Source organism: Ferruginibacter sp. (assembly GCF_028288465.1).
Lineage (GTDB): Bacteria > Bacteroidota > Bacteroidia > Chitinophagales > Chitinophagaceae > Ferruginibacter.
In genome coordinates this window covers 1-26084 of the sequence record NZ_JAQBNR010000048.1, presented here as the reverse complement: position 1 = coordinate 26084, position 26084 = coordinate 1, and the positions used below count along the sequence as shown (strand labels likewise).

General features: G+C 40.9%; 18 protein-coding genes. 10 read left to right on the top strand and 8 right to left on the bottom strand.

The window, feature by feature from the left end; genetic code table 11:
• The first annotated feature begins 237 nt into the window (after positions 1–237).
• Both JWR61_RS18205 and JWR61_RS18200 read left to right on the top strand, forming a co-directional pair.
• Positions 238–696 (top strand): hypothetical protein, encoded by a 459-nt coding sequence (locus JWR61_RS18205; protein ID WP_301929170.1) that lies wholly within the window; start codon positions 238–240, stop codon positions 694–696.
• Between the two features lie 169 nt (positions 697–865).
• Positions 866–2752, top strand: coding sequence for a T9SS type A sorting domain-containing protein (locus JWR61_RS18200; protein WP_301929169.1), 1887 nt, complete (start codon positions 866–868; stop codon positions 2750–2752).
• 331 nt (positions 2753–3083) lie between these two features.
• Here JWR61_RS18200 and JWR61_RS18195 read toward each other — a convergent pair whose 3' ends face one another.
• On the bottom strand, positions 3084–5459 hold the full coding sequence (locus JWR61_RS18195; protein WP_301929168.1) for a M1 family metallopeptidase: 2376 nt from the start codon (positions 5457–5459) through the stop codon (positions 3084–3086).
• 52 nt (positions 5460–5511) lie between these two features.
• Positions 5512–6090 carry a HupE/UreJ family protein gene (locus JWR61_RS18190; RefSeq protein ID WP_301929167.1) on the bottom strand — a complete coding sequence of 193 codons (579 nt, stop codon included), beginning with the start codon at positions 6088–6090 and terminating at the stop codon, positions 5512–5514.
• 174 nt (positions 6091–6264) lie between these two features.
• Between JWR61_RS18190 and JWR61_RS18185 the strand changes: the two genes are divergently transcribed.
• The 6 genes from JWR61_RS18185 to JWR61_RS18160 all read left to right on the top strand — a co-directional run bounded on the left by JWR61_RS18185 (position 6265) and on the right by JWR61_RS18160 (position 20387).
• Positions 6265–6765, top strand: coding sequence for a DUF6702 family protein (locus JWR61_RS18185; RefSeq protein WP_301929166.1), 501 nt, complete (start codon positions 6265–6267; stop codon positions 6763–6765).
• A gap of 338 nt (positions 6766–7103) precedes the next feature.
• Positions 7104–8468 carry a hypothetical protein gene (locus JWR61_RS18180; RefSeq protein WP_301929165.1) on the top strand — a complete coding sequence of 455 codons (1365 nt, stop codon included), beginning with the start codon at positions 7104–7106 and terminating at the stop codon, positions 8466–8468.
• Entirely contained in the window at positions 8465–12157 is a 3693-nt protein-coding gene (locus tag JWR61_RS18175; protein ID WP_301929164.1) for a glycosyltransferase, read from the top strand. Before JWR61_RS18180 ends, JWR61_RS18175 begins: the two co-directional genes overlap by 4 nt.
• Before the next feature lie 302 nt (positions 12158–12459).
• Entirely contained in the window at positions 12460–15897 is a 3438-nt protein-coding gene (locus JWR61_RS18170; protein WP_301929163.1) for a hypothetical protein, read from the top strand.
• Between the two features lie 402 nt (positions 15898–16299).
• Positions 16300–17034, top strand: a complete 735-nt coding sequence (locus JWR61_RS18165; RefSeq protein WP_301929162.1) for a hypothetical protein — start codon at positions 16300–16302, stop codon at positions 17032–17034.
• A gap of 1067 nt (positions 17035–18101) precedes the next feature.
• On the top strand, positions 18102–20387 hold the full coding sequence (locus JWR61_RS18160) for a hypothetical protein (RefSeq protein WP_301929161.1): 2286 nt from the start codon (positions 18102–18104) through the stop codon (positions 20385–20387).
• A 553-nt stretch (positions 20388–20940) separates the two neighbouring features.
• On the opposite strand, the gene JWR61_RS18155 is transcribed toward JWR61_RS18160, so the two are convergent.
• The 3 genes from JWR61_RS18155 to JWR61_RS18145 form a co-directional block, all read right to left on the bottom strand.
• Complete coding sequence (locus JWR61_RS18155; protein ID WP_301929160.1) at positions 20941–21084, bottom strand: hypothetical protein; 144 nt, start codon at positions 21082–21084, stop codon at positions 20941–20943.
• A gap of 126 nt (positions 21085–21210) precedes the next feature.
• Positions 21211–22209 carry a P63C domain-containing protein gene (locus JWR61_RS18150; protein ID WP_301929159.1) on the bottom strand — a complete coding sequence of 333 codons (999 nt, stop codon included), beginning with the start codon at positions 22207–22209 and terminating at the stop codon, positions 21211–21213.
• Entirely contained in the window at positions 22202–22606 is a 405-nt protein-coding gene (locus JWR61_RS18145) for an IS1595 family transposase (RefSeq protein ID WP_301929158.1), read from the bottom strand. The genes JWR61_RS18150 and JWR61_RS18145 overlap by 8 nt, the downstream gene beginning before the upstream one ends.
• Positions 22607–22694: 88 nt before the next feature.
• Between JWR61_RS18145 and JWR61_RS18140 the strand changes: the two genes are divergently transcribed.
• Positions 22695–23618, top strand: coding sequence for an IS1595 family transposase (locus tag JWR61_RS18140; protein WP_301929157.1), 924 nt, complete (start codon positions 22695–22697; stop codon positions 23616–23618).
• Positions 23615–23824, top strand: a complete 210-nt coding sequence (locus JWR61_RS18135; protein WP_301929156.1) for a helix-turn-helix domain-containing protein — start codon at positions 23615–23617, stop codon at positions 23822–23824. Before JWR61_RS18140 ends, JWR61_RS18135 begins: the two co-directional genes overlap by 4 nt.
• A gap of 50 nt (positions 23825–23874) precedes the next feature.
• Here the strand turns inward: JWR61_RS18135 and JWR61_RS18130 are convergent, their stop codons facing one another.
• From JWR61_RS18130 to JWR61_RS18120, 3 genes are all read right to left on the bottom strand, one after another.
• On the bottom strand, positions 23875–24486 hold the full coding sequence (locus JWR61_RS18130; RefSeq protein WP_301929155.1) for a hypothetical protein: 612 nt from the start codon (positions 24484–24486) through the stop codon (positions 23875–23877).
• A 31-nt stretch (positions 24487–24517) separates the two neighbouring features.
• On the bottom strand, positions 24518–24883 hold the full coding sequence (locus tag JWR61_RS18125) for a hypothetical protein (RefSeq protein WP_301929154.1): 366 nt from the start codon (positions 24881–24883) through the stop codon (positions 24518–24520).
• Positions 24884–25343: 460 nt separating this feature from the next.
• On the bottom strand, positions 25344–26084 hold a 741-nt coding region (locus JWR61_RS18120; RefSeq protein ID WP_301929153.1), incomplete at its 5' end, for a HEPN domain-containing protein.

Sequence of the window (26084 nt, the reverse complement as noted above, 5' to 3'; positions counted from 1 at the left end):
ATGATTGTCCATAAGTGCTATCCGGGTCGTTTATTAATAAATAAGCAAGTATCCGTTATTGCTTGTAAACTGGTAGAATACTAACTACCGATTTTTTCCATAAAATGGAATTTGTTTCCCTGAAAAAGAAAAATCTATAACAAGTAAATTCTGAAACCCTTTACCAGTAACGGTTTTAGCTGTTGGCATCATTGCTGTAAACATACTATCAGTACCTCATAATTAAAAACTGATTTTATGAAAGCTATCTCAATCATTCTCGCAGTTACTTGCACGTTTCTTGTTACGTCTGTGAATGCACAGGTAAAATTTACGATTAACAACAACGCGGAAACCGTTACCAATGATGTATCATTCAAACCTATGGGTGCAGAGGGAAACGAATTAAAATTTGAAAGAGATGCCAACGGAGCTTCCATTAAATGGCAGGCTGTAAACGAAAGTAATACCAGTCATTTTGAATTACAATTAAGTTACGATAACCATACTTTTGAAACCTCGAAATTAATAGCAGCCAGCGATGTTACTGCCTGGTCTACCAACTACGAAGTGAAATTCAGAAAAACTTACCTGTCTGAAGAAAAGGTATACTATCGCATAAAAACCGTGTTTAACAATGGGGACGAAATGTATACATCTTCAACAACTTTTTCCTTAACAATCGGTAACGAAACAAGCTACGCCAGTATCCATTAGTCTGCTTTGAAATGTATGTTTTATAAATAATCGGATCATTTATTCCCGCTTCTTCTGGTGAAAAGACTGACGGCTTTGGGCCTTACCACACAACTGCACAAATAAAAACAACAATTTTTTTATACTGAGTCCGTTATAGTAACTATTCAACCCACTATTATGCCGATTTATGAGAAAAAAAATTAAGTACCTCGTTACAGCGATTGTATTGATTTGTGGTAAAGGCTACGGCCAAAGCAAGGCTATCAATACGGCTATTTTAAATTTTGGTTCTAATGCGTGTGGTAATAAAACAGCCGTTACTTTTTCTTCCATTGGAAACAAACCCATCACAGGTGCATACCTGATGGCAAGTTGTACGGTTAATCCTCCCTTTTCAGACGTTTTTAATAAATTTATTTCTTACAATCCAAAGGATAATAAGATTTATATCAATGACATAAACCAGGGTGACAGTCGGATTTATATATACGATATGAGTTTACCTACGGCGTATACATGTCCGGCAACCATGCCACTGGTACCGACCTATCTGTATAACTATACACCCAATAATTTTGAATTTGACATTAACGGCGATCTGTGGTCTATACGCAACCTCGTGGACAGTTCAGCCATCATTGAGCGGTTTGACGAAGCAACGGGTACTATTCTTGCAAGTAAAACAATCCGGTTTCCATCCAACCACATCCCCAATACCCTGAATACAGGCGATATTTGCTTAATGCCCAACGGCAGAATGTTTATTGTAATGGGCGACAACCCTGGCAAGTTTTATGAGATCACCAATTACAACGGCGGATCAGGAAACGCCATTGCCAATTTTATACAGGATATGGCCAAACCTTGTTATGCCCTGGCTTATGTAAATGGAGCCATACAATTGGCCGGCACTAATTTCAACGGCAGTTGTTTCCGTTATGTGTATGATTTGGTAACGAAAGTAATGACGAATCAACAAACATTTCAATTAAGCCAAACCCCGATTGATAATTCCAGTATTACGCCTGCAACAGGTTTGTCAAACCGGTTGGTGGCCAATACAAAAATTGACAGTGTAACGCAAGATATTGTGTATGAAATTGTGGCAAGAAATATGGGCAATGTTAAGCTTACCAACTTTAATGTAACTGAAGATTTTGGAGCAATATTCGGGGCTGCCAATGTTTCTAATGTTAGTGTTACCGTGTCATCAAATCCTAATAATTTAATACTGGATCCGTTATTTGATGGCGTTACCAATAATAAAATGTTTCTGGACAACCAGTTGATGAGCAATCTTCAGAACGGCTACGTAATATTACAGGTACATCTAAGGGCAACTAACCTTGTCAATAATCAAATCTATTATAATACAGCCTTTTCAAAGGGTGAAATAGGCAATGCGGGCAACCGGCTTCCGGTAATTGATTCATCCAATAATGGTGGAGTGAATGTAATAGATTTGAATGCAGATGGCGACCCTGGCGACTATCCCGAAAACAGGCCTACACCGTTTTTCTTTGGAACCATTTTACCTGTAAAATTTATTGACGCCAAGGCAGATGCCATCAACACCACCCTGCACAGTATAAAGTGGTCAATTGCCCTGGCATCAACACTGGTTGGCAAATTTGAAGTAGAGTATAGCGAGGATTCGAAAAACTGGGCACTTGCCGGTACAGTAAACGGAGAAGCAGGTAAAGAGAGCTATTATTTTAATAACCGCGTGAACGGAAACAGTGACGCCTATTACAGGATAAGGGCTTACGACGCTACCGGCGAAAGTTATCTGAGCCAGGTATTGGTGGTAAGAAAGACAGCAGATTTTCAAAAAATAAAAGTTACACCTAACCCCGCTGATGAGTTAATAAAAGTGTATTCCACTGAAGAATATTTTTCTGACCAAAGACGAATTGTATTGATTGATATCAGCGGTAAAAAAATACTGGACAGGGCATTTACTGAAAAGTCGATCGATATTAATACAGTTAATTTCCCGAACGGTTATTACGTAGTAAATGTTTCGGATAAAGGATCGGTATTTAGTACGCAGGTACTTATTAAGCATAAATAAAGGCCGTTCAATTACAACTACGAATGCCATTTCACATAGTTAATAAGCCCTCTAAAAGGCAACAGGTTTATTACTTACCGGCCAGCAGACTGTAAAAGGATGCTGGGGGAGTAATGGACTGAGCAAAAAAACTTCCTGCGCAATTGGATGATGAAAAAGGTTCCTGGTAAATCAAACAGACTCCATAATAACTACCGCAGGTACAGGTGTGACAGTTTTTTGTTATATCTCCTATAAAAAAACACCGGTATACATATTTTAACAGAGGCAGATGATACCATAAAAAAGCCGCTCCTGCAACGGAGCGGCTTTACTGTAATCTAAAATGTAATTATTTTTTTATTTCTTTTTGCATGGGATTGATATTACCCGATGCCCCGCCACGGCCTGCTCCGCTGCGGGCTTTAAACAATTGAAAGCTGGTGGGCGTTTCAACAGCCGGCCAGGTATTGTTGCTGGTATTGATGTCGGCTGTTTCCCTCATTGGGTCTAGCTTAATAGAGGCCACTTCTTTATCTTTTACAAATGTTTTTACCACTTTGTTTTCATTCTTGCGCCATACCTGTGCAGGTATGCGGTCAATTTGTTTTGTGCTGTCTTTAAACGTCCATTCAATGATGATGGGCATTACCAAACCGCCCTTGTTGCTAAAGGTTAGCTCGTACATGTTTTTACCACCGGCCAAATCAGTTTTTTGCTGGTTGGTAAAAGTATCTGCCACTGCAACGGGGATAGTAATTTCAACCGGCGTAGTGTCAACTTTCGCAAAGCCGCGATCGTAACGCCAGTAAAAATCCCGCAGGCTGGTATCTGCGTCCGTAGCAAAATTGATCTTTTTGTCTTCCCGGTTTCTTACTTTAGAAATATCTTCAAACGAATTTAAAAGTGGCCTGGCAATGTTTTGTTTAATCGTATTACCACCGGTGGTTGGGTTACCTCCATCTAGCGTTAGTTTAGCCCATTTCACACTGTCCAGGGAAATGTCGCAGGGATCAGTACCATAAAACCAGCCACGCCAAAACCAGTCCAGGTCTTCGCCGCTCGCGTCTTCCATGGTTCTGAAAAGGTCTGCAGGTGTAGGATGTTTAAATGCCCAGCGCCTTGCATATTCCCTGAAGGCATAATCAAATAAATCCCGCCCCATGATGGTTTCGCGTAAAATATTTAACCCGGTAGAAGGCTTGGTATACGCATTGGGGCCAAATTGTATAATGTTTTCACTGTTGGTCATAATAGGTTCCAGCTGATCTTTGGGCAGTTTCATGTAATCAACAATTTTATAAGCCGCGCCTTTGCTTACAGGAAACTTATTATCCCATAATTCTTCTGTTAAATATTCGCAGAAAGAATTCAGGCCTTCATCCATCCATGTCCATTGCCTTTCATCGCTGTTAATGATCATTGGAAAAAAGTTATGTCCTACCTCATGAATGACTACGCCCAGCATACCGTTTTTGGTGCCCTCGCTGTAGGTGCCGTCTTTTTCGCAACGGCCAAAATTAAAACAGATCATCGGGTACTCCATACCATTGGCGGCTTCTAAACTCTGGGCAACAGGGTAGGGGTAAGGGATGGTGAATTTTGAATAACTTTTAATGGTGTGCGCCACTGCTTTGGTGCTATACTTGCGGTACAGGTTATATGCTTCTTTTCCGTAAGCGCTCATGCACATTACTTTTTTGCCCTCCACTTTTGTTGCCATGGCATCCCATATAAATTTACGGCTGCTGCCCCAGGCAAAGTCACGTACCATACTGGCTTTAAATATCCATGTTTTTGTTTGTGTCAGCTTTTGTTTCTCTCTTGCTTTGGCTTCCTCCAGCGTAACAATTTCTGTTGGTTCTGTTGCTGTCTGCGCTTTTTGCCAGCGGGCAAACTGGGCCGGTGATAGCACCTGCTGATAGTTTTGCCCCTCGCCGGTGGCCATCACTACATGGTCTGCCGGCACTGTCATCGCCACTTTAAAGTTGCCAAAGGTTAATGCAAATTCACCACTGCCAACAAACTGGTGGTTCTGCCATCCCTGGAAATCGCTGTACACACAGAGGCGTGGATACCACTGCGTCATTGTATACAAATCATTGCCATCTTCAGGAAAATATTCATACCCGCCACGCCCGAAATTTTTCATGCGGTCGCTGATAAAATAATTCCACTCTATCTTAAAAATAAACTCCTGGCCGGGTTTTAAAACCTGTGGCAGTTCAATACGCATCATTGTTTTGTTGATGGTATAACCGATCGGTTTGCCTGAGGCATCGGTTACCTTTAAAATATTGTCTCCATATTCCTTATCTGTCTTTCCGCCAAGCCGTGCCAGGTCGTTTTCGGTTACACTTTTGGGCATGGTATTGCTCGTTTGGTAACCGGAGTTATTTTTTGTGCTGTGCTGGTTTTCATCCAGCTGTATCCACAAATAGCTAAGCGGGTCAGGAGAGTTGTTAAAATAGGTAAGCGTTTCCTTTCCGTTCAATTTTCGGTTGGGCTCATCCAGTTGGCAAACGATGTCGTAATCGCAGCGCTGCTGCCAGTATTTAGGTCCTGGAGCACCACTTGCAGTACGGTATTCGTTGGGTGTTGGCAGAATAGTGCCTAATTGTTCAAAACGATTGCCATGGTTGCTGCCGGGATTGTTCTTAATGTCCTGGGCATAACCACTAATTGTAACCGCAATTAAAAGCGGGAGAGTAAGCAGGTGTCTCATCATAGTGTGATTGTTTTTTTTATAGCTGTTAAATCAATTCAATTGTTGCGCATATTTATTCAGGCCACCGCTCAATCAACATATTGGCAGATATGATGATGGCCAGGATGGATAAGCCCCATACCCACCATTTTCTTTCCAGTTTCAATCTGGTCACCAGGATATAACTGATCAATAGTATCACACTAACTACAGTTATTTGTCCAACCTCAAGCCCTATGTTGAAACCTAGCAATGGCCAGCCAATAGATTGGTTGGAAGCCAGCATAAAACGGATGGCATTGGCAAAACCCATTCCATGGATCAATCCAAAAAACAAGGCTAAAAAATAGTTTACCCTTAATGATTTGGGCCGATACCCTTTTACAAAAAAATTAAATATGGCAGTAGCAAGAATGGTGCAGGGAATTAAAAATTCCACCCATTTTTCGTTAAAGCGGATCACATCATTTACACTCAGTGCCAGGGTAAGCGAATGGCCGATGGTAAAGGCAGTTATTAAGACCAATACCTGCCGCCAGTCCTGGACCAGGTAAATCGCCGCCAACGCAATGATAAACAATATGTGATCCAACGCATTCCAACTAATAATATGGTGCCAGCCTGTTTCTAAATAAAAAACAACATCATTCATTTACATTAGTTGGTAGTTTGCGATAGCTGGTGTACAAATTAATTAAACAGTCTGGGCTAAATACTTTGTATACGAACAGATAATTGAGCCATTCCAATTTAATAGTGTAATAGTCGCTAATTTTGGTGTTCAAATATCTTCAATTGAATTGTAAACAGCTAATTCTTTGTTTAAATGGCATCTATACTGTATAAATGGTTACTTCTTTTTTCAATCAGCACTTTCACTGGCAAACATCATCCCATTTTTGTGAGTGTTACAGAAATCAATCACAATGCGGCTGCCAAAACGCTGGAAATAAGTTGCAAGATTTTTACTGATGATTTTGAACAGACCCTACGCCAGCAAAATAAAACGACAATCGATCTGCTGAATCCGGCTTTAAAAAATCAGATGAATCCTTTGGTGAATAAGTATGTTCAGCAACATTTAAAAGTATCGGCCGATAATAAAAAACTGGTGCTGCAATTTCTCGGTTTCGAACAACAGGAAGAAGGGATTATCAGTTATTTCCAGGTAGATAATATTGCCGCAGTAAAAAAAATTACAGTAACCAATAACATTTTATACGACGCCAAGCCGCAGCAAATGCAAATCATCCATGTGATGGTACATGGTGAAAGAAAAAGTACCCGCTTAAATAACCCGGATGAAGCAGCTGACTTTGAGTTTTAACAATGGAGAAGATGCCGTTGGCTATTAGCAAGAGCCTTGTTGTTCATTTTATTATTGTTTCCGCTGCTATAAAAATACTTCTCCTGTAAGTTACTTCGTTTAATAAATTGCCACTTAAACCGGTTGTTGGTAGTACAGGCATAAAAATTGTCAGGACTATTTCGAATGATCGCTTTATTGCAGGCAGATTATTTTGCATCAGGGAACTTTATCCCTGCATTGTTTGAATTTAATTTTATTTTTAAGGATTGTATGTATTTTGTTGAAGCGTTTTGTATTTACCCTGAATCCTTTACGCTTAAAAAATAATAATAATCCAGTATTAACCAATCCAATCATTGAAGAAGTACTACCAAGGTGCCGGTAAAATTAAACGATGGCTATTAAGGCTCATGGCAGCTTCCCTGTTGTTGGTATGTTTAGTATGGTTGTTTTACGTCCTGACCAAAGGCCCCAGAAATCAATATACGAAGCCTGGTAAACTGGTAAGTATCCGGCAGCAAAATGGCCGGTTTAATTTTTATAAAAATGGCCAACCGTTTATTGTAAAAGGTGGGGCAGGATTTACCCACATTAAAGAATTAGTTAATGCCGGTGGTAATACCATTATTTGCTGGGATACATCCAGGCTGGAAAATACATTTAAAGAAGCAGCAAAGAATGGTGTAGCAGTAATAGTAGGGATTGATATCCCTGGCGGAGACAATACAGACTTTTATAACCAGGACAGCAATACCAACAAATTGTACAATCATTATAAACAAATTGTATCCCGTTATAAGGATGAGCCGGCGTTGCTGGCGTGGTGCCTGGGCAATGAGCTGGATATGCCCCTTACTTTTACAACAGTTCCTTTTTACAAAAGCTACAATCGCCTGCTTGAGACCATTCACCAGACAGATCCCGATCACCCTGTTTCGACTTCTACAATCAATGTGGCGAAGCGGTTTATTTTTAATATCCGGTGGCGGATACCCGCGCTGGATTTCATTTGTATTAATACTTATAACAGGATTAAATCAATTGAAACCGATCTTAGTTTGATAAAATGGTTTTGGAACGGACCTTACCTGGTTGGGGAGTGGTCGCCCAACGGCGGCTGGGAAGCATCCTTAACTACCTGGCAGGCTCCAATAGAAAATACCAGTACAAAAAAAGCGCAGCAATACGCCGAATTTTATACAAAGTACATGCCCCGCAATGATCCCCGGTTTTTGGGTTCTTTGGTTTTTTTCTGGGGTAACCGCCAGGAATATACGCATACCTGGTACAGTATTTTTAATGAAGATGATACTCCTACTGAAGCACTGGAGGTTTTAAACGACTGCTGGAAAGATACAGTTACCAAACACCAATCGCCCCGCCTGCAATATATGCTGATAGATAAATCGAGCGGGGACAGCAATCTTATTTTTGAGGCTGGTTCAACTCACCAGGCTGCTGTTTATTTGGAGAAGCCGGGCGCTGCAGATACCTTGGTATATCAATGGCAGATTCTAAAAGAAGACTGGCAACATTGGGGACTTACCTGGGACAATTTTAAAAAACCAGCTGTACAAATGGGATTGATGACAGATAGCTTACACAGTGAAATCAATTTTAAAGCACCTGCCGGTAAAGGGCCCTACAGGATATTTGTAACAGTCAAAAATCCGGCTGGCTTTTGTGCTACAGCCAATATCCCGTTTTACGTAGTACAATGATAAATTATAAATTAACCCCCATACAATCTCCTTCTGTAAAAGAAAAGATGGCGCTGCGGCTGATGATCCTTATTGGAGTGGTGTCCGTTATATTTTTTCTATACAACTTACTGCAGCCGGGCAATATCAGCTACTATCCATTGTATGTTTTGCTGATGATTACCATGGTGTATTATTGCTTTAAGTACCTGCACGAATGGTATCACTATTTTTCTATTACAAGTCCGGTTAAGCCAGCTGCAGCAAAGGTGTATACAGTAGATATTTTAACTACTTATTGCCCGGGAGAGCCATTTGATATGCTGGAACGCACGTTGACCGCCATTCAAAATATAACCTACCCGCATACTGCATGGTGCTGCGATGAAGCGGACGATCCCAATGTAAAGCAATTGTGTTTCCGGCTGGGCATACAACATGTTACAAGAACTGATAAAAGAGATGCCAAAGCCGGCAACATCAACAATGCCCTGCAATATGCAACAGGCGAATTGTGTGTGGTACTGGATCCGGATCATATTCCGGCACCCGAATTTTTAGACCAGGTAGTGGCTTATTTCGATAATACTTCAATTGGTTTTGTACAGGTAGTACAGGCATACTATAATCAGCAGCAAAGCCTGGTGGCAAAAGGCGCTGCGCAGCAAACCTACCAGTTTTACGGCCCAATGATGATGGCTATGCAGAGTTATGGAACGGTACAGGCCATTGGTGCCAATTGTACTTTTCGACGGGCTGCGCTGGATTCAATTGGCGGCCACGCCAATGGCCTGGCAGAAGATATGCACACTGCTATGCAGTTGCATGCCAAGGGCTGGCAATCGGTGTACGTACCTGCCATTATTACCCGTGGCCTTGTTCCCGCAACCATGTCGTCGTATTATAAACAACAATTAAAATGGAGCAGGGGTACATGGGAATTGTTGCTGGTAACTTATCCGGCTCTCTTTAAACATTTTACCTGGCGGCAAAAAATACATTACTTCACGCTGCCATTTCATTATTTGCTGGGCTTTATTTTCTTTATTAATTTTTTAATTCCTGTTATCTCTCTATTTACCGGCTATATTCCGTTGCAAATGGATGTGCTGAATTTTTTACTGGCTTCCGCTCCGCTGTTCACCATGAGTATTCTTATCAGGCACTATGTACAAAAATGGGTGGCAGAAGACAGTGACAGGGGTTTTCATTTTATAGGGGGAATATTACAGATCGGTGCCTGGTGGGTATACAGCATTGGGTTTATATATACCATCTTCAGAAAAAAAGTACCTTATATACCTACGCCCAAAAATGACCATGACCCGCTGCCGTTTTTGTTTAGCTTACCCAATATCGTCATTGCAATAGTGTCCCTGGCGGCTATTGCATACGGGATACGGTTTGACTATAATCCTTATACCATATTCATGGTAGTGCTGGCGTCTATGCAGGTAATATTTATGTTTTTTATTTTTTTTATTTCCGGGTATACCAGCGAAACAAGCGTGGCAAGTGGTTTTGCCATGAAGCTGCGGCAACATACCTGGTTAATTAAAAAAGCACATGGATTTTTACGCACCTATTCGCTGCCGCTTGCCATGGTATTAATCGTAGCATTTGTATTTGCCTACCGGCAGCAGCAAAAGTTACCGGATTTTTTACCCCCGCCTCCGCCAGGTTTACAAATATTCTATAAGGGCTTCAGCCTGCAAAGCAATGCGGAAAATAATGTTGCGTCGGGCAATTTCTTTGCTTCGCTGCTGCCGAAACAGCAAACGGCCATCATCGCTGCCAACGTTCCATGGGGAGCAGGTGAAAAAAATATACTGGATACCAGTTACCTTAACCGGGTGTATCACCATCACGCCTTACCCTTGCTGGTGTGGCAGCTTTGGCAAAAAGACAGTGGCAGCACAATTGCAAAAGATTCCATGGTGTTGCAGCAAATTACAGATGGGGAGTACGATGAGACAATAACCGCTTTCGCGAAGCAGCTGGCAACACTGAACAAGCCGGTTTTTTTAACTTTTGGAGATGAGGCGGCGCGGGATAAATACCCGCTGTTTTCCGCCACAGGCAATAATCCGCAACTGTATATAGCAGCCTGGCAATATGTGCACCAGCTGGTCAGTAAAGCCGGTGCGGATAAAGTTGTGTGGGTTTGGAGACCTAAAGATGTGCTGTCTGCAACAGCTTATTTCCCCGGAAAGGGATTTACAGACTGGATTAATATACACATGACCGACAGCACCGGCAGGCCTGTACCAAGTTTTGATCAGCTGTACCGGCCCTACCACCAACAGCCAGTTTTTAACAGCGGTTTGCCGGTAATGATTACCGGGGCAAACGTAAGCAATCGTTACAACCTGCAGTGGTGGAATGCAGCCTGGCAGAATATAGATACTGCTTTCAAAGAAATAAAAAGTGTGTTGGCAGATTACCCGTCACATAAGGAAGGAGCCGTGCACAATGCCGGTGACGTTGTAATGCAAAATACCCTCTGGCAAAATGCGCCGGCCGCCAGTATGCCGCCGGACGCCGCATATTCAAAAAGTACCATAACAACCGGCGTTACAAAAAATCACCAGCTGCCTGGCGGTATTAAATGTGTTGAGTACAACAAAGGATACTACTGGTTCAGAAACAGGCATACGCTTAACCTGCGCACATTGCAGGCTGATGTGGCCGCAATGAAAAAAGTGGGCATAAATACCGTTCAACGAATGATGCCGGGCTTTTATGATAATAACCTGGGCAAAGTACTGGCAGAAAACAATATCCGTTTAATTCCCTGTTTCAGGATACCTGCCACCGTGGCTGTAATGAATGATAAAAAGCTGCTGCAAAAGGAAAAAAATAACATACTGAATGTAATAAAAAGTAACCTGCATAATAAAAATATTATTGCATGGAATGTAGGTGATGATGTATTAAGCAGTCTCGCCAGCCAAACCTATTTACCGGATTATTTTTTTTACCGGCAGCGCTATACTGAATGGCTGAGTGAACTCTGCCGCCAGATCCGGTTGACAGACAGTGCCCGCCCGATTGTAATGAATTTAAACTGGGATGAAAATGGCCGTGAGCGGTTTCACTATTACGAAGGGCAGGTGCCGGAAATAAATACTTATATGCTTACCGCTGTTGCGAAATACCCGGCTGGCTTAGCTGAACCCCTGGAACCTGGCATGACCTGGGGTAAGGTAGCTCCTGAATTATGGCCCTTGCTGCCGGCAATCCGGCAATCCGGAACGTTACCTGCCTGGCAGGATTTGGAGAATACCAGGTACATCAGCCTGGATGGTTTACTGGATATGGAAGGCAGGAAAAAGCAATGGTACAATACAGTAGCCAGCACCTGGAACAACACGCCAGACAGACCCTCACCCATACCCGAAATACGCATTTTAAAACCCGCCAAACTGGCCTTTGAAGGGAACGAATTGATTTACCAGGTAATTGTAAAATACAATAACCAATGGAAGCTGTACCACAACAATGTACCGGGACTTAGTTTTGAATGGAACCTGGTGCGCACCGATCAGTATGGCAATACCCTTTTTATAAAAAAAGCGGGGGAGGGGCCGTCCCTTGATTTTTTCATTCCCCGCGAACCTCAATATTACAAACTCACACTGGAAGCCATCCTGGGCGACCAGGTTAAAGTGCTTTCCACTACTTTAAATACGCCGTTGTATTACGAGTGATCCGTTAAAATCATTTTTAAAAAATAATTTTCCTTATTTAATAGGATTACAATTTATTTTAATTTACCTTAGATTTTCCCGCACGTATATCCAATTCTATTGAGCCACCAGCATCTCTTATTTCACTTAAATTTATTACCCGTTCCCTAAGTTACAATTCCATCGTTTTTACTTTGGTGAATTTTAGATAATTAAGATTTTACAATTGTAAAGTCCAGGGAAAACTATATCCGCCCGTTTCAACTATACCAGTTAAATCCAGCATTCTTATCCAACACATTTACTCAAGTAAACAAACTAAAATGAAAAAAATTAAACCTTTTGAAAAAAGAAAAAAGCAATTGCTTTTTTCTTTAATGACGCTGTTATTCATTAACAGTTTCTTTCCTCTAACTACTGTTCAGGCACAAAGTGATGCAGGCGGTAGTTATTCGCTAAAATGGGTTGCCGCCGATCCCGCAATGAACACTGGGCCATACCAGCCAACTTATCAAAAGCTGGCGCCAGCATTGTTATCCTGTTCCACTCCAAGTGGGGGAATTGGAAGAGCTAACAACCCCCTGCCTGATGCGGTTGCGTATGCAGCACCACCCCTTTCATCCAACTTTGACGCCGTTCCATCACTTGCTCCAAAGGACATGGCCTTATGCCAGGTGGTACCGTTTTTTATTGAGGTAGATGTAACTGGACCAACATCTTTGGGTGTTATTAATATTAATCCTGAATGGCTTGCAAAAACCACCAGTGGCGATGATTTTGGATTTGACCCTGCTTATGGGGTGTATTGTGCATTTGTAGATTATGGTGATCCGGGCACCAATGACCCGGGTGCCAATGCCAAAGTAGATTCATATTCTGCTACTACTTTGGATGCGGGGGGTAGTAACGAACGCATTCACGGTACTATCCAGGTTTCAGGACTGGAACAAGGGGACAAGGTAATTGTTGAGATTTGGGTTGTGTTGAAATGCTCAATTCCTGTTGGTTCGTCCGGTAATGTGCAAACAGCACTGATAGATGCACACACCGGTGCAGTAGGGGATGGAGGTGATGGTATCAATACCGGAAACCAAACAGTACCCCTATTAAAGGTTCAAAGTTTTTTCACCGCTCAGGCTGACATATCAGTTACTAAAACAGCCAAGCCCGTTTGTCTTGGAGACAATGTTTCTTACACCATCTCCATAAAAAACAATGAAACCAGCACTGTTGCTAATGGAATTGTAGCAACAGACGTGTTAGGTGCAAATCAAACCTTTGTTTCAGCTTCCGGGGCGCCCACCAGTCAAACGGGCCAAACAACCGTATTTAACGTTGGTGCACTCTCTCCACAGCAATCTGTTACACTTACTGTGGTGGCTACCCCAACAGTAAGTGGTTCTGTAAGTAACGCAGTTAGTGTTACCGAAATAACAGATGACCCCGATCTCACTAATAATAGTGCCAACGCTTCCACAACCGTTTACGAATTGCCTACCTGCACTATTACAGGTGAGGGATCGATCACTTCAGGCGGTTCTGTCCAGTGGTGTGCTGCTGATGGTATGAGCAGTTATTCATGGACCGGGCCTAATGGGTTTACATCTGCTGATCAATGTGTGAATGTAAGTGATGAAGGTGATTATTATGTGACCATTACCAATGCCAATGGTTGCAAAAGCACTTGCTCAAAGCATCTCGGTGTAGATCCATGTACGCTTACGGTATCTGTGAATAGCCCCGTTATCTGCAATGGTGAATCGGCAACATTAACAGCAACCAATAATGGAGCGAATTCTTCTTATTTATGGAGTAACGGCGAAACAACCAAATCAATCACTGTTTCTCCAACATCCACTACGGACTATACAGTCACCGTAAAAGACGGTACCTGTACTGTAACTGATACCAAAGGAACAGTAACAGTAAACGACAAACCTACTAAACCAAACATTACCGGAGGGCCAACTACTTTCTGTACCGGGGGCAGTGTAGAACTGAGTTCTTCATCCGCAACGGGTAATCAATGGTATAAAGATGGTATTAAGATTGACGGTGCAACCGGTCAAAAATATACCGCAACTACCAGTGGTGTTTATACAGTAACCGTTACTAATGATGCAGGTTGTTCTGCTACATCAGACGGAATAACTGTAAAAGTGAATGACACACCGGCCAAACCTACCATTAGCAGTGGTGCCACTACCTTCTGTGCAGGTGGCAGTGTAATATTGAGTTCTTCCTCTGCAACAGGTAACCAGTGGTATAAAGATGGAGTTAAGATAGATGGTGCAACCGGTCAAAAATATACCGCAACTACCAGTGGTGTTTATACAGTAACCGTTACCAATGATGCAGGTTGTTCTGCTACATCAGATGAAACAACAGTTACCGTAAATCCGGTGCCATCTTGTACTATTAGCAATATTACGAGTCCAGGGTCTTCTTCTGCGGGCGTAGGACAAGCAGTCAAATTGAGTGGTCCATCCGGAGCAAATTTTGCATACCTGTGGAGCTTTACGAGCAATACGGCGGGCGCTAGTTTCGCAGGCGGTCTAACTACAGCCGCTACGCAGACTGTTACTGTTACCACAACAACAACGGGTTCTTACATGGTGTCGTTGAAAGTTATAGATAATACTTACACCACTAACTGCAATGCAACCTGTAGTTATTCTGTTAGCATAAATGCAGCCAACGGTTACTACACCGTAACCCAAGGATTTTATGGCAATTTGGGTGGTAAAGTAACGCTGCCGTCTTGTTCAGTCTATACTTCAGGCGGAAAAGGAAATACCGCCAGCCTGATAGCGCTCAGTATTAACAATATGCCAGGCAAGCAATTAAAATTAGGTGTTGCCGCAAACAACAGAACCTTTACAGTAGGTACCCTTAATGTTGGCCCATCACAACCGGAAATCAATAACCTTGTATCTGACATGCCTGCCGGACAGGCCGCTGCGGTGATAACAGCAAATAGCGGCAGTAATAACAATACTAATATTACTACCAACCTTCCCAAGCTGTTTAATAAAAAGATTTCAAGTGTTTTGCTGGGACAAACCATCACCCTTACTTTAAATACTAATTTTATCCTGAATGATCCATTACTTGGGCTTATTCTTAAACCAGGGTATCTAACTACACAAAAGGCAGATTTCTCTAAGTGCCCAACGGTCAAAGTTATAGCCTGTTCAGCTGATGCGACATCCATCAGCAGCTTGCAGCTTAGCAGCAGTGCAGGGTTTACAGCCTGGATAAACAGTGGTACAAAAACTGTAGGTGATCTGCTCAACCTTGCCAGCAATGCCCTGGGTGGTGCAGCACTTCCTTCCGGAGTAACACTATCTGATATCAACAATGCGGTGGACGTGATTAACCGGTCTTTTGACGGCGGTAGGTTCTTCCTGGGGTATTATAATAACCCAACCTCCTGCGGCTCGCCATTGGCAAGATCTGCGGAAGTTATGATTGCGGCAGAAGACAGACAGGCGGTTACAGCGCTCACAGCAACTGCCTGGCCAAATCCATTTACCGACAAGGTGAAATTCTCCATTGTGTCCCCTGTATCCGGTAAAGCCACCCTGGATGTGTACAATATGATGGGTCAGAAAGTGAAAACTGTTTTTGCCGGTTACCTGTTTGCCAACAGAACCCAGGTAGTAGATTACAACACACCTTCTTCCAACAAAGGTGCGTTGATCTATACCCTGCGTGTAGGCGACAAACAAGTGAACGGAAAATTGGTACAGATCAAATAAACGAATGTTGGTCGTAAAATACTAAGGGGGCTGCTCAATTGGGCAGCCCCCCTGTTTTATATACTATGGCAGCTATATTGAATGCACATTTTTACCACAGGGTCTTCAACACGAAGAAGGTGATGTTTCTGCACAACATGCTGCAGCAATCGCCAGCCGGTCAGTGCTCAGAAAAAAAATTTGTTCCAAACGATATTTGTTACAGCGGTGAAAGATTTGCCTGTTGTCATTATTTAATACTGCCAATAAAATTGCCTGTATTGATTGATACTATAGAGAAATAATTTTTATAAGCGTAGATTTGTCCTCCGTGATACCATTTGTTTTTTTAAAATATTATTTATCGACAAATTATTTCATGTCTGATAAACTATTTTTTATACAACCATGCTTATTTAAATTATGGCAGTTAAAAATAAGGGGTACTGGTTTTTATGTTGCTGCGTGGTGTTTTTACCCGCCTGCCAAAAACAGGACCTCACCAGCAAGTACGAATACAGAACGCTGGGTGTTTCGGCCCACGATTTATTAACCGCGGCACCCTATACAACATTACAAATCCAGGTAGATTACATGCCCGCCTTTGCACCGGATGATGCAACCATTAGCAACCTCACTAATTTTATATCCACCTACGCCAATAAGTCTGGTGGTATCTCCGTCTCGTTAAGGCCAGTTGCAGCAAGTGGTAAGGCAGTTTTAGGCCAAAGTGACATTGTAAAAATTGAACAACCTAACCAGTTGTTTTTTACCGGGCTTAACACCATCTCCGTGCATATTTTAATCACCGATGGTTATTTCACTTCGGCCAATACTTTCGCCACGTCTTACTGGAATACCTCTACCTGTATTTTTGGGCAGGCCATCAATGACAATTCCGGCAGCCCCCGCCGGGTCACCAAATCAAGGTTGCTCAGTACCGTGCTCCAGCACGAAATGGGGCACTTGCTCGGTTTGGTAAACCAGGGATCACCAATGCAGTCGCCCCACAGGGACACGGACAACGGCGCCCATTGCAGCAACACCAATTGCCTGATGTATTATGGCATTGAAACCAATGCAGGGTCTATGAATAACCCGGTACCCCCGCTCGACGACAATTGCATAAACGATCTGAAAGCGAATGCTGGAAAATAGTTTAGCTTCTGTTAAGGGAGCATTCGTGCCTCCTTTTGGATTGCTTCGTACCAGGAGCGTCAATTGCCGAAGGTGTCCCGAAGCAGGTACGAAGAAGGTATAAGGCAGGTACCAACCAGGGATTTTACTATAAAAAAAAAGTATTTCAACAAACTGCTTTTTAGCTATCCCGTCAAAAGAAAAAATTATATGTTATTAAAGAGTTACCTGCTGTTTGGCAACTTACTATGCTTTTAAATAAAGCTATCGGTTTGAGACTTCCAATAAAGCAGCAAAAGTATTTTGCTATAAAAATTTCAAACAACAGTTTTTTAAGGTGATTTGGAACTTTATACAGTATGGCACAAGCAAAAATATAGTTGTGGCTTAGCCTATGAAACCGTATCTTTAATGTCCCCCAAAACACAAATAGTGGGCACAAATATTTTCCCAGTTAGATACGGGCAACCTCCTGCCAGGGATGTTAATAGCCAATACGGGTACCGGTGAATTGTGGAAAATAATCCGGGTGGATGAAGTGTCTATTTTGATTAAATCCATTTCGAGAAATTCTGTTTCGTGTTTACCAATAAGCGATATTAAGGCTGAAAACTGGTTGGTATGTATTACTGACTAAGCTATCATTGCTTTTCAATCCGTTTAGTTGTTTACATCCATCTGTTGCAGGCGTCTTCCTGATGCCTTGCGTTAAGCTCACTGATCAGCCAGGTGTTGATTTTATTACCCGGCCTGGCAGGTTGAAGAAACATTTTTAGAAGAGATATTGAAAGGCAGATTTTATTGAACATAGCTCGTTTATGCCAAAGAACCGTGGGCTGAGTACATGCCTAGTGCTGATGATAAGTCATTTGCAAAACAGGGGAAGGACGACATCCGCCGCGTAACAAGCAGCCACATTGTGCAAAGTGATTTAACCATCGCTTTGTCTGTAAAATGGAATGTGTGTCTATGAAATGGAAAAATACAGCGTTAATACTCGTATAAGTATCTATTTTGAGATGGTTATATCAATGGCAAGGTTTATGGCATTCAGATGAAAACACACAATTTAATTTAACTCCCCCTACATGAAAAAGTTTACCCGCATCTTTTTAACGCTGACACCAACTATGTTGTTGCTTTCGCTCACAAGTGTTTGTCAAATTCAAAACAGTGCTTTAGTAGCCAAATTTGGAATTGATGGCGATTTATATTCAGATTACCGCCAAAATGGAACGTTTACCGCGGCAGGTTCCCACGACTGGTTTAAAACAAATAACGGTACCGGCAGGGGAGTAATAGACACCACGGGAGCCACCATGTTAAAAACATTGTTATCCAATGGTAACAATATCTCTTTTACCAGGGGCTCCGCTATTCCCAGGTTTAGTGTTGTGGATACCTTCTTGCATATGGACGCTATTTACGGCCGGGATTATAATAATAATGATAAAACCAGTTTTGCAAGTGGAAGTAAAAATGGCGACGATCCTTCTGTATGGAGTACTACTCCCAGTGGTGGAATGGTACAGGATAAATCTGACCTTATTGATGCCTATGCAGGTATGAGAAGAGACGGCACAACCATCAATAATCCCAATCCGAGCCACGTAATATTGTCCATGGGTTCTACCATATTGAGTACTTCGGGTAACAGGTATGTAGATTTTGAATTGTTTGTAAACAGGCTGGCGTACGATTCTGTCACTGGTAAATTTTCAAACGGAGGCTCTTCTGCAAAAGGAGGTCATGAAGATTTTCAATTTAATACAGATGGGAGTCTTAAAAAAATTGGGGATATAGATGTTAGTTTAACTTATTCCAGCACCAACGTTACCGATATCTCTATTTATATCTGGGTGAGCGAGGCGACTTATTCAAATACCTATGGTCAGCAAAAATTTAATTTTGTGCCGGGTGAGTTTTACGGCGCAGGTAACAATGCTACCTATGGATATGCAAAAATAATAGCCAAAACTGGTTATACGCTGCCACTCTGGGGTTCAGTCAATTCCGCAATGATTGCAGGGCCGGTCTGGGGAACCGCCTCAAAAGATTTGGGCACTTCCGTCAACAATTACTTCACTGAATTTAATTCTGTAAGTCAATTTTCTGAAACTGCGGTTGATTTGACTTCTATAGGTATTGATCCTGCCTTTAATAACACGGCTGGCAATAGTTGTAATCCTGCCTTTACCAGGATAATAATTAAAACAAGGTCGTCTGCCAGCTTTACAGCTGCATTATCCGATTTTGCAGGCCCTTATCCATTTCTGGATGCGCCCTCTGTTGCTGCTACTATTGTATCGCCAGCTCCTTTAACTTGTTCCAAATCTCAGACACAATTAATTCCATCCGTAATCGATCAGGGCAGGTACTATAACTGGAGCACCAGCACCGGCAATATTGTCGGAAAAGCAGATACCAGTAGTATTACAGTTAACAAAGCCGGCAAGTATTATCTTAGTACTGCAGCCGCTCCCGGTTGTCCGCAAAACACTGACTCAGTAACGGTAGGATTGGACAACTACAAACCGGTTGCATCAGCTTCTTCAATTGGAATTATTGATCAGTCATTTACCACTACGGTACTGCTATTAGGGGGCGATACAGCCAGGAGCAATTACGCAACACCTTTTGGAGGCTCACAGGGTTTATTATGGAGCTGGACGAATGCCAAAGGGTTTAGTTCATTAATACAAAATCCTGTTACTACCGACAGTGGCTGGCACCAGCTGGTAGTTACAGAAAAACGCAATGGCTGTAAGGATACTGCTAAAACGTATGTACTGTACAGCGCTCAAAAAACATTGGCAATAATTTTCGGCACATTAAAAGCCACTTTTGCAGCTAACCTGCAGGTAAATGTTCAGTGGACTATGCAAACCGAAGAAGGAACTGATCATTACGAGATTGAAAGAAGTAATGACGGCATTAATTTTACTCAGGTGTATAAGGTTGGTGCAAACACACAAAACAATAGTGCGTATTATTATAGTGATGATGTTCGCAATGGTTTGTCCGCTACTTTATATTACCGTGTTAAAATAGTACTCACTACAGGTAAAAGTCAATATTCTTATATTGCAAAAGTTGCATCAAAAGAACAGGAGAACAACAATTATGTAACCGGTATATATCAGTCATCGTCCGAAAAAGTGCGGGTAAATTTTTATACTAAAAAAGCCACTGATGTTGCAATAAGAATGGAAGATATGTATGGAAGGATGCTGGCTTCGTCCACGCAAAAATCCAGCCCGGGAAATAATACCGTCCACATTGAAAACTACAGCACCGGGTTACACAATCAAACTGTATTGGTGCAGGTTTTTATGGGCAACGACAGGGTAGTTAAAAAGATAATTTTATTTTAAGTAAGAGTTAGCAACCCCTTTAAGCTCTCCAAATAGGAGGGCTTTTTTTTATGTACTTTTTTTGCCCTGAACGCAAAATAAATAACAAAAAAAAGTCGGGTAGTCAACGATTAAGTCTGTTGCTTGTATATAGCTTTGTTGGGCTGTTGTACGTTGTGTTTCAGCTTTTGTAATGCTGCTGTCAGGCTTGTTACAGCCCAGGTATTAATAAAAGTCGCATTCTTATGTGCGTTTATCTGCTGGATCTGCGGGAGTTATTTAAGTCGCAGGTTGTTTAGTTAATCGTCGCTTACGCCTTACTTTTTTTGTCTTGACAGGTAACTACATACCTGTTAGACCACGGAGGTTAAAAAAATAAAGGCAAGATATAAAGCAAATCCCCAACACACTATACCTAATATCACAATATGCCATTTACGGAAATTTCTTAATGGAGATTGCTTGGTTGGGTTTATCATTTTTTCTTGCGCCGTTTCTTCATGTAGCCCATTATTTAAAAGAACATAACCTAATACAGTTAGTGCTACAATCCCAATGATAACATTTAGAGAGATCATTTATTTTTATCTACTTTCTTTTTGACAGGCTTTGGATTGTCTTTTACTGATGCTGCCATGATGTTATGAAATACGTTAGATGCTTCCTTTGCTGTTTTAGTTGCCGCTTTCTTTGGTGCAGCCTTTTTAACTTTTGCCATAGATATAAAGTTATAGATTTTTGTTACCTTTGAAAAAGGGAAATCCTTGTATATCACTTACGTCTAATGGGAAACCACTAATGAGATGGCTAATGTACAAGGTTCACAGTAGATTTTATTTTACCGTTATTTCCCGTCGCCGCGAACGACTTTTTTAACAGGGCTTAATTGCCCTTTTTTATTTTCGTTTTCTTCTATGACTTCCGTAAAAGGTAATTCTTGTACAAGGCTACCGTCCTGTGAGTATCTTGGTAGTGCTCTTTCTACCATCCTTTCCCAATTAGCCCAATTAAATCCAGCGGCTTTAGCAAACATTGTCAAGACAGTTATATGCTCTTTTAATTTAGGATGACCATAATCAATGTCAATATGTTGCGTATGCTTGCCTTTTCTTTTACCATCTTCATCTTTAGGATTTACTCTCCTAAGTTCAGTTAATATGTTAGGAGCAATGCGTGAGTATACGTAATTATTGATGTAATGCCCTATATACTGCGGCTTTTTACCTTTATTAGCAAGGCTCCAAGTTAAACCCTTCATTTTAAATAAGGCTTCAAAAAACTCATCTGGATAAGTTTTTATATAAACACCTCTTTCTTCTTTAATAAACTTAGCTAAGAATTTGGTTAATGCATCTTTATCCCTAGATTCTTGGTATCCGGTTACTTCATCAATTAAAGCAATGATACCAACCTTTGAAAGGCTTAATAAAAGTATTTCACTTGCTCTTGCCAGCGGCTCTTGACTTTTTGTCAAATACCGCTTCCCCGTATCTGAATTTATAGTTGATCTTGCATCTAAATAAACTTTACACAACATGGGTAAAATAGTTGCGTTATAGCCTGTACTTTGATTGCCCGAAATGTCTGTATATTCTATCAATTTGAGCACCCCCATCAAATCCTCTCCCACAAAGGGTTGTAGGTTATTTGCATTAAGAAAAGCGGGCATGTTGCGCACCCCGCTTTTTCTGTCTTTATGGGCACCTCTTTTAGTCCTGCCAAAAGCTTTAAAAATAGCGCTATATGTTATTAGCCTTGTGCCGTTTTCTAATACTGCGCAGGGTAAAATAATGTCACCAATAGGTAACTCGCCCTGGTGAGTTGCTTTTAATAAATTACTCATTTTTTGTAATTTTTGAATTAATTGATTTAAACAGCCCTAAGTTTAGTAAGTAAAAATTATTCACTTTATTAACTATTCTATTAGCAGTATCTTTTGTTGTTTCGATTTGCTCTCCTAAATTTCTAACCGAAATAGATAAATCATTTTTTTCTTTTAAATGGATAACATAAAACCATTTTTGAAGAGGAATTTTGGTTTTATGAAAAATAGTTTTTACAGTAACACTATAACTTGTATTGCATTTATTGCAATGATACCTATTCCCGGACGTCAATGCAACAGAGTTGGTTGATCCACAGTAGGGGCATTTAGGGATATTCCCCCATATAACAGTCTCCAACAAATCTATACAGTCTGCTTCAGTTGGTAATTTCTTATAAATTTGACATAGTGTCATTGTCTTATATATTGGTAGGGCAAATATACAAAAATAAATTTTGTAATTCAAAATAAACTCCCTACCTTTATCTAAGACAATTAAGAAGATGAAAACATTCAAATCAATATTAGACTTTCAAAAAGAATTTAGCAGCGAAGAAAAATGCAGGGAGTATTTAGAAGCGCAAAGATGGAATGGTACACCAGCATGCCCGTTTTGTGGCTCTCTTAATGTTTGCCGGTTCAGCAATGGCCGGATATTTAAATGCCGGGAAAAACAGTGCCGCAGTAAGTTTAGTGTTACTGTTGGCACTATTTATGAAAACACAAAAATTCCATTACAGAAATGGTTCTTAGCTACCTATATTTTATCAGTACATAGCAAAGGTATTAGCAGTTTACAGCTTGCCAACTGGTTAGGTGTAACACAAAAAACTGCATGGCATTTAAACCATCGTATAAGGGTTATGCTGACTGATAACGCACCTGAATTGTTGGACGGTATTGTTGAGGTTGATGAAACGTACATCGGTGGCAGCGAATCTAACAAGCATGAGAGCAAAAGAAAAGTAAAGGGAGGGGTTGGTAATAAGACTATGGTATTCGGGGCCGTACAACGGCAGGGAAAGGTAAAGACTAAGGTTATACCTCAAACCAACATTGAAAACATCAGTGAAGCAATTGAAGGGTTTATAACACCTGATAGTACTATGGTATCAGACGACCATCATGCTTATAACAAGGTTGGACAAAAATACAACCATAAGAAGGTTAACCACCGGAATAAAGAATATGTTCGTAAAGAAGATATTTTGGTACATACTAACACAATTGAAGGGTACTGGAATATTTTGAAAAAACAAATCGACGGCATTCATCATTCAGTAAGCCCAAAGCATTTACAACGCTATTGCAATGAATCAGCTTTCAGACATAATAACAGAGAGTTATTGCAGGATGAACGTTTTGCTGCAGCCTTAACCAATTGTAATGGCTCTTTAAAATATAAAGAATTAACAGCTAAAATATGAGTAACGGAGAGTATCTGAAACTGGTAGGCGCAAAAGTAAAAGCAGCCCGACGAAAAAGAAAAATGACCTTACAGCAGGTAGGTAAGGATATCGGCATACACTATAGCAGTATCTCATTTTTGGAGAATGGTAAAAGCAATATGCACTTACTAACTTTAAAGGGCATCGCCGATTTATTTAAAATGAATGTAAAAGACTTTTTATAAAAAATTTAAGGCAGCAATACTTGGGTTGCAAATATTTCTTTGATTCATTCTTAAAGGGCAATTTCTCCATGCCATTTACTCCTAATCTTATCAAAGCCATTAGTAACATTTACCCTTATAGCATGTGGCTCCTCAGCAGGGAAATGACGCTTTTCTGAAATAACAAAAGCAAGATTTTTTGCGCGACGATCACTCTTCCTCCAAAATCTTTTCATCAATCTGGTAAGTAAGATAAAGGGGATAATAGGAAGAAAATAAAGCCCCCAAGCCCCACAGTTAACTGCCAGTGTAAGAATAAAATATTTGTTGAATTTTTCAAATATCGCCTTCGCTTCAGGAAGATTCATATTTTCGATTCGTTTAATATCGCTATCAGCTTGAGCAATTAGCTTTCTATCATTTTTTATACTTTTCATAGTGGTCATAAAATCTACAAGATTTAGCGAATCCATATGATTATGATTAAATACAATAGCGGCGTCTAAGTCGCTAAACGTTTTTCCATCTAACTTATCTTTAGCTTGTAATTTTAAATTACATAGCTTACTTCTCAACTTCAATAATTTAAAGCGCAGCTCTTCTTTCAATGCTGGCAATACCAAAGTTTCCATAACAAAATGGTAAACTGAAAGCAGTATTACAATAAAAAATAGAGTAGCCATTTTATGTATAGTTTAAGTTAATTCACGATTGTTATGAATCTAATAACTTTTTTTGCAATTCTTGGTTTTCGTTGTTAATTCTATCCAATTCTCTTCTGTAACCCCGCGTTAATTTTCGCTGTACAATTACCCAGGTAACAATAATCACACCATCTAAAGTCCAACCCAGATAATATAACGTTTTAAACTGGCGAATTGTTGCATACATCAGCTTAGATACATCCTCTGCAGGCATTTTAAAAACTACTAAACCCAGCAGTAAAATTAAACCCGTCACAGGTAATTGTCCCTTATTTATGGCATGAACCATAATGTCTCGAATCATTCCCCAAACATTAGGTCTATACGGATTATTTTTCTCTTTTTTTGCAGGAGTAGCTGAGCTGGATTTAGCCATTAATTAAGAGCGCAAGTTGCTGGTTTTAGTTGCAAATAAAATGTTAATGGCTTGCAGTAGATATTGTATGCGCTTCAAAGTAATGCTAAAATTTTAATATATACAATAAGTTTAAACATTTTTTTTTAGACTATATCCAACTTGGCAGGCCCTTAAGTTTTACTTTTTCGGAGGAACAATCGATATCCGCTCAAAAATAACGAAATTTACCCCCGTGGTCTAACAGGTATGTAGTTACCTCTTGACACAAAGAAAGATAACAAAAAAAAGTCAAGTCAGCAACGAATACAGCCCGTTGCTGACAGGCAGCTTTATTGAGCTGTTGCAAATAGTAGGTTCAGCTTTAGTAATGCTACTGTCAGGTTTGTTACAGCCTACGTATTAATGAAACTACTTTCTGTTGCGCAATGTAGCCAGCCACTCTGTTTTCTTAAGGCGGAAACTTTGTAAAAACAACATACTATTTTGTTTGTAGCAGTATCTCCTGCAACATTTTTACTTTTTCTGTAATTGAAATTAAGTCAGTACCGCTGATGGTAAAATCTTCTTTATACCGGGCATCTATATAGGCTTTCTGCAGCAGGCGCAGCAGCCTTTCACTGGTTTCATTGCCTGCCGGAAAGATGGCCGGTATTTTATAATTGACCAGGGCGCAATAACGGAGCAGCTTGTGTATATTGTGACTGCTAAGATGCAGGCCGGTGCCTTTTTTAAAGATGGTCAGCAATGCCTGCTCTGCAGCCTGGTGCAGCATAAAGGCTGCCATTTTATGTTGTTGCCTTAGCCGGTACAAGTCTGCTCCTGCTATAAATTCGCTTACCCTGTTAATGCCCAGCATACAATAAGCCCGGCTGGCATTTGTACGGTCTTCGTTTGTGCTGGCCGCTACCACAGCAGGTGTGTTGGTAACGTCATGCAGTACTACGGCTATATTTGCCACCCTGCAGGCAAACGGGTGTCCTTCATTCAACCAGTTGTAAAACTGTGCTCTGTCAAGTATAATAACCGTAACGGGTACAACAGGGCGGCAGGTATTTTCTATTTTATCCTGCACAGCATTATTGTTACCGCCGCATTCCTTATCAACCAGTACCAGCAACCAGTAATGACTGGCATGGCGGCAGCCCGGCGCATCGGTCATAAAAACACTTTCTGTGCGCTGCTGTTGCAGGGTACTGCCCAGCAGGTAAATTTTAGCTAC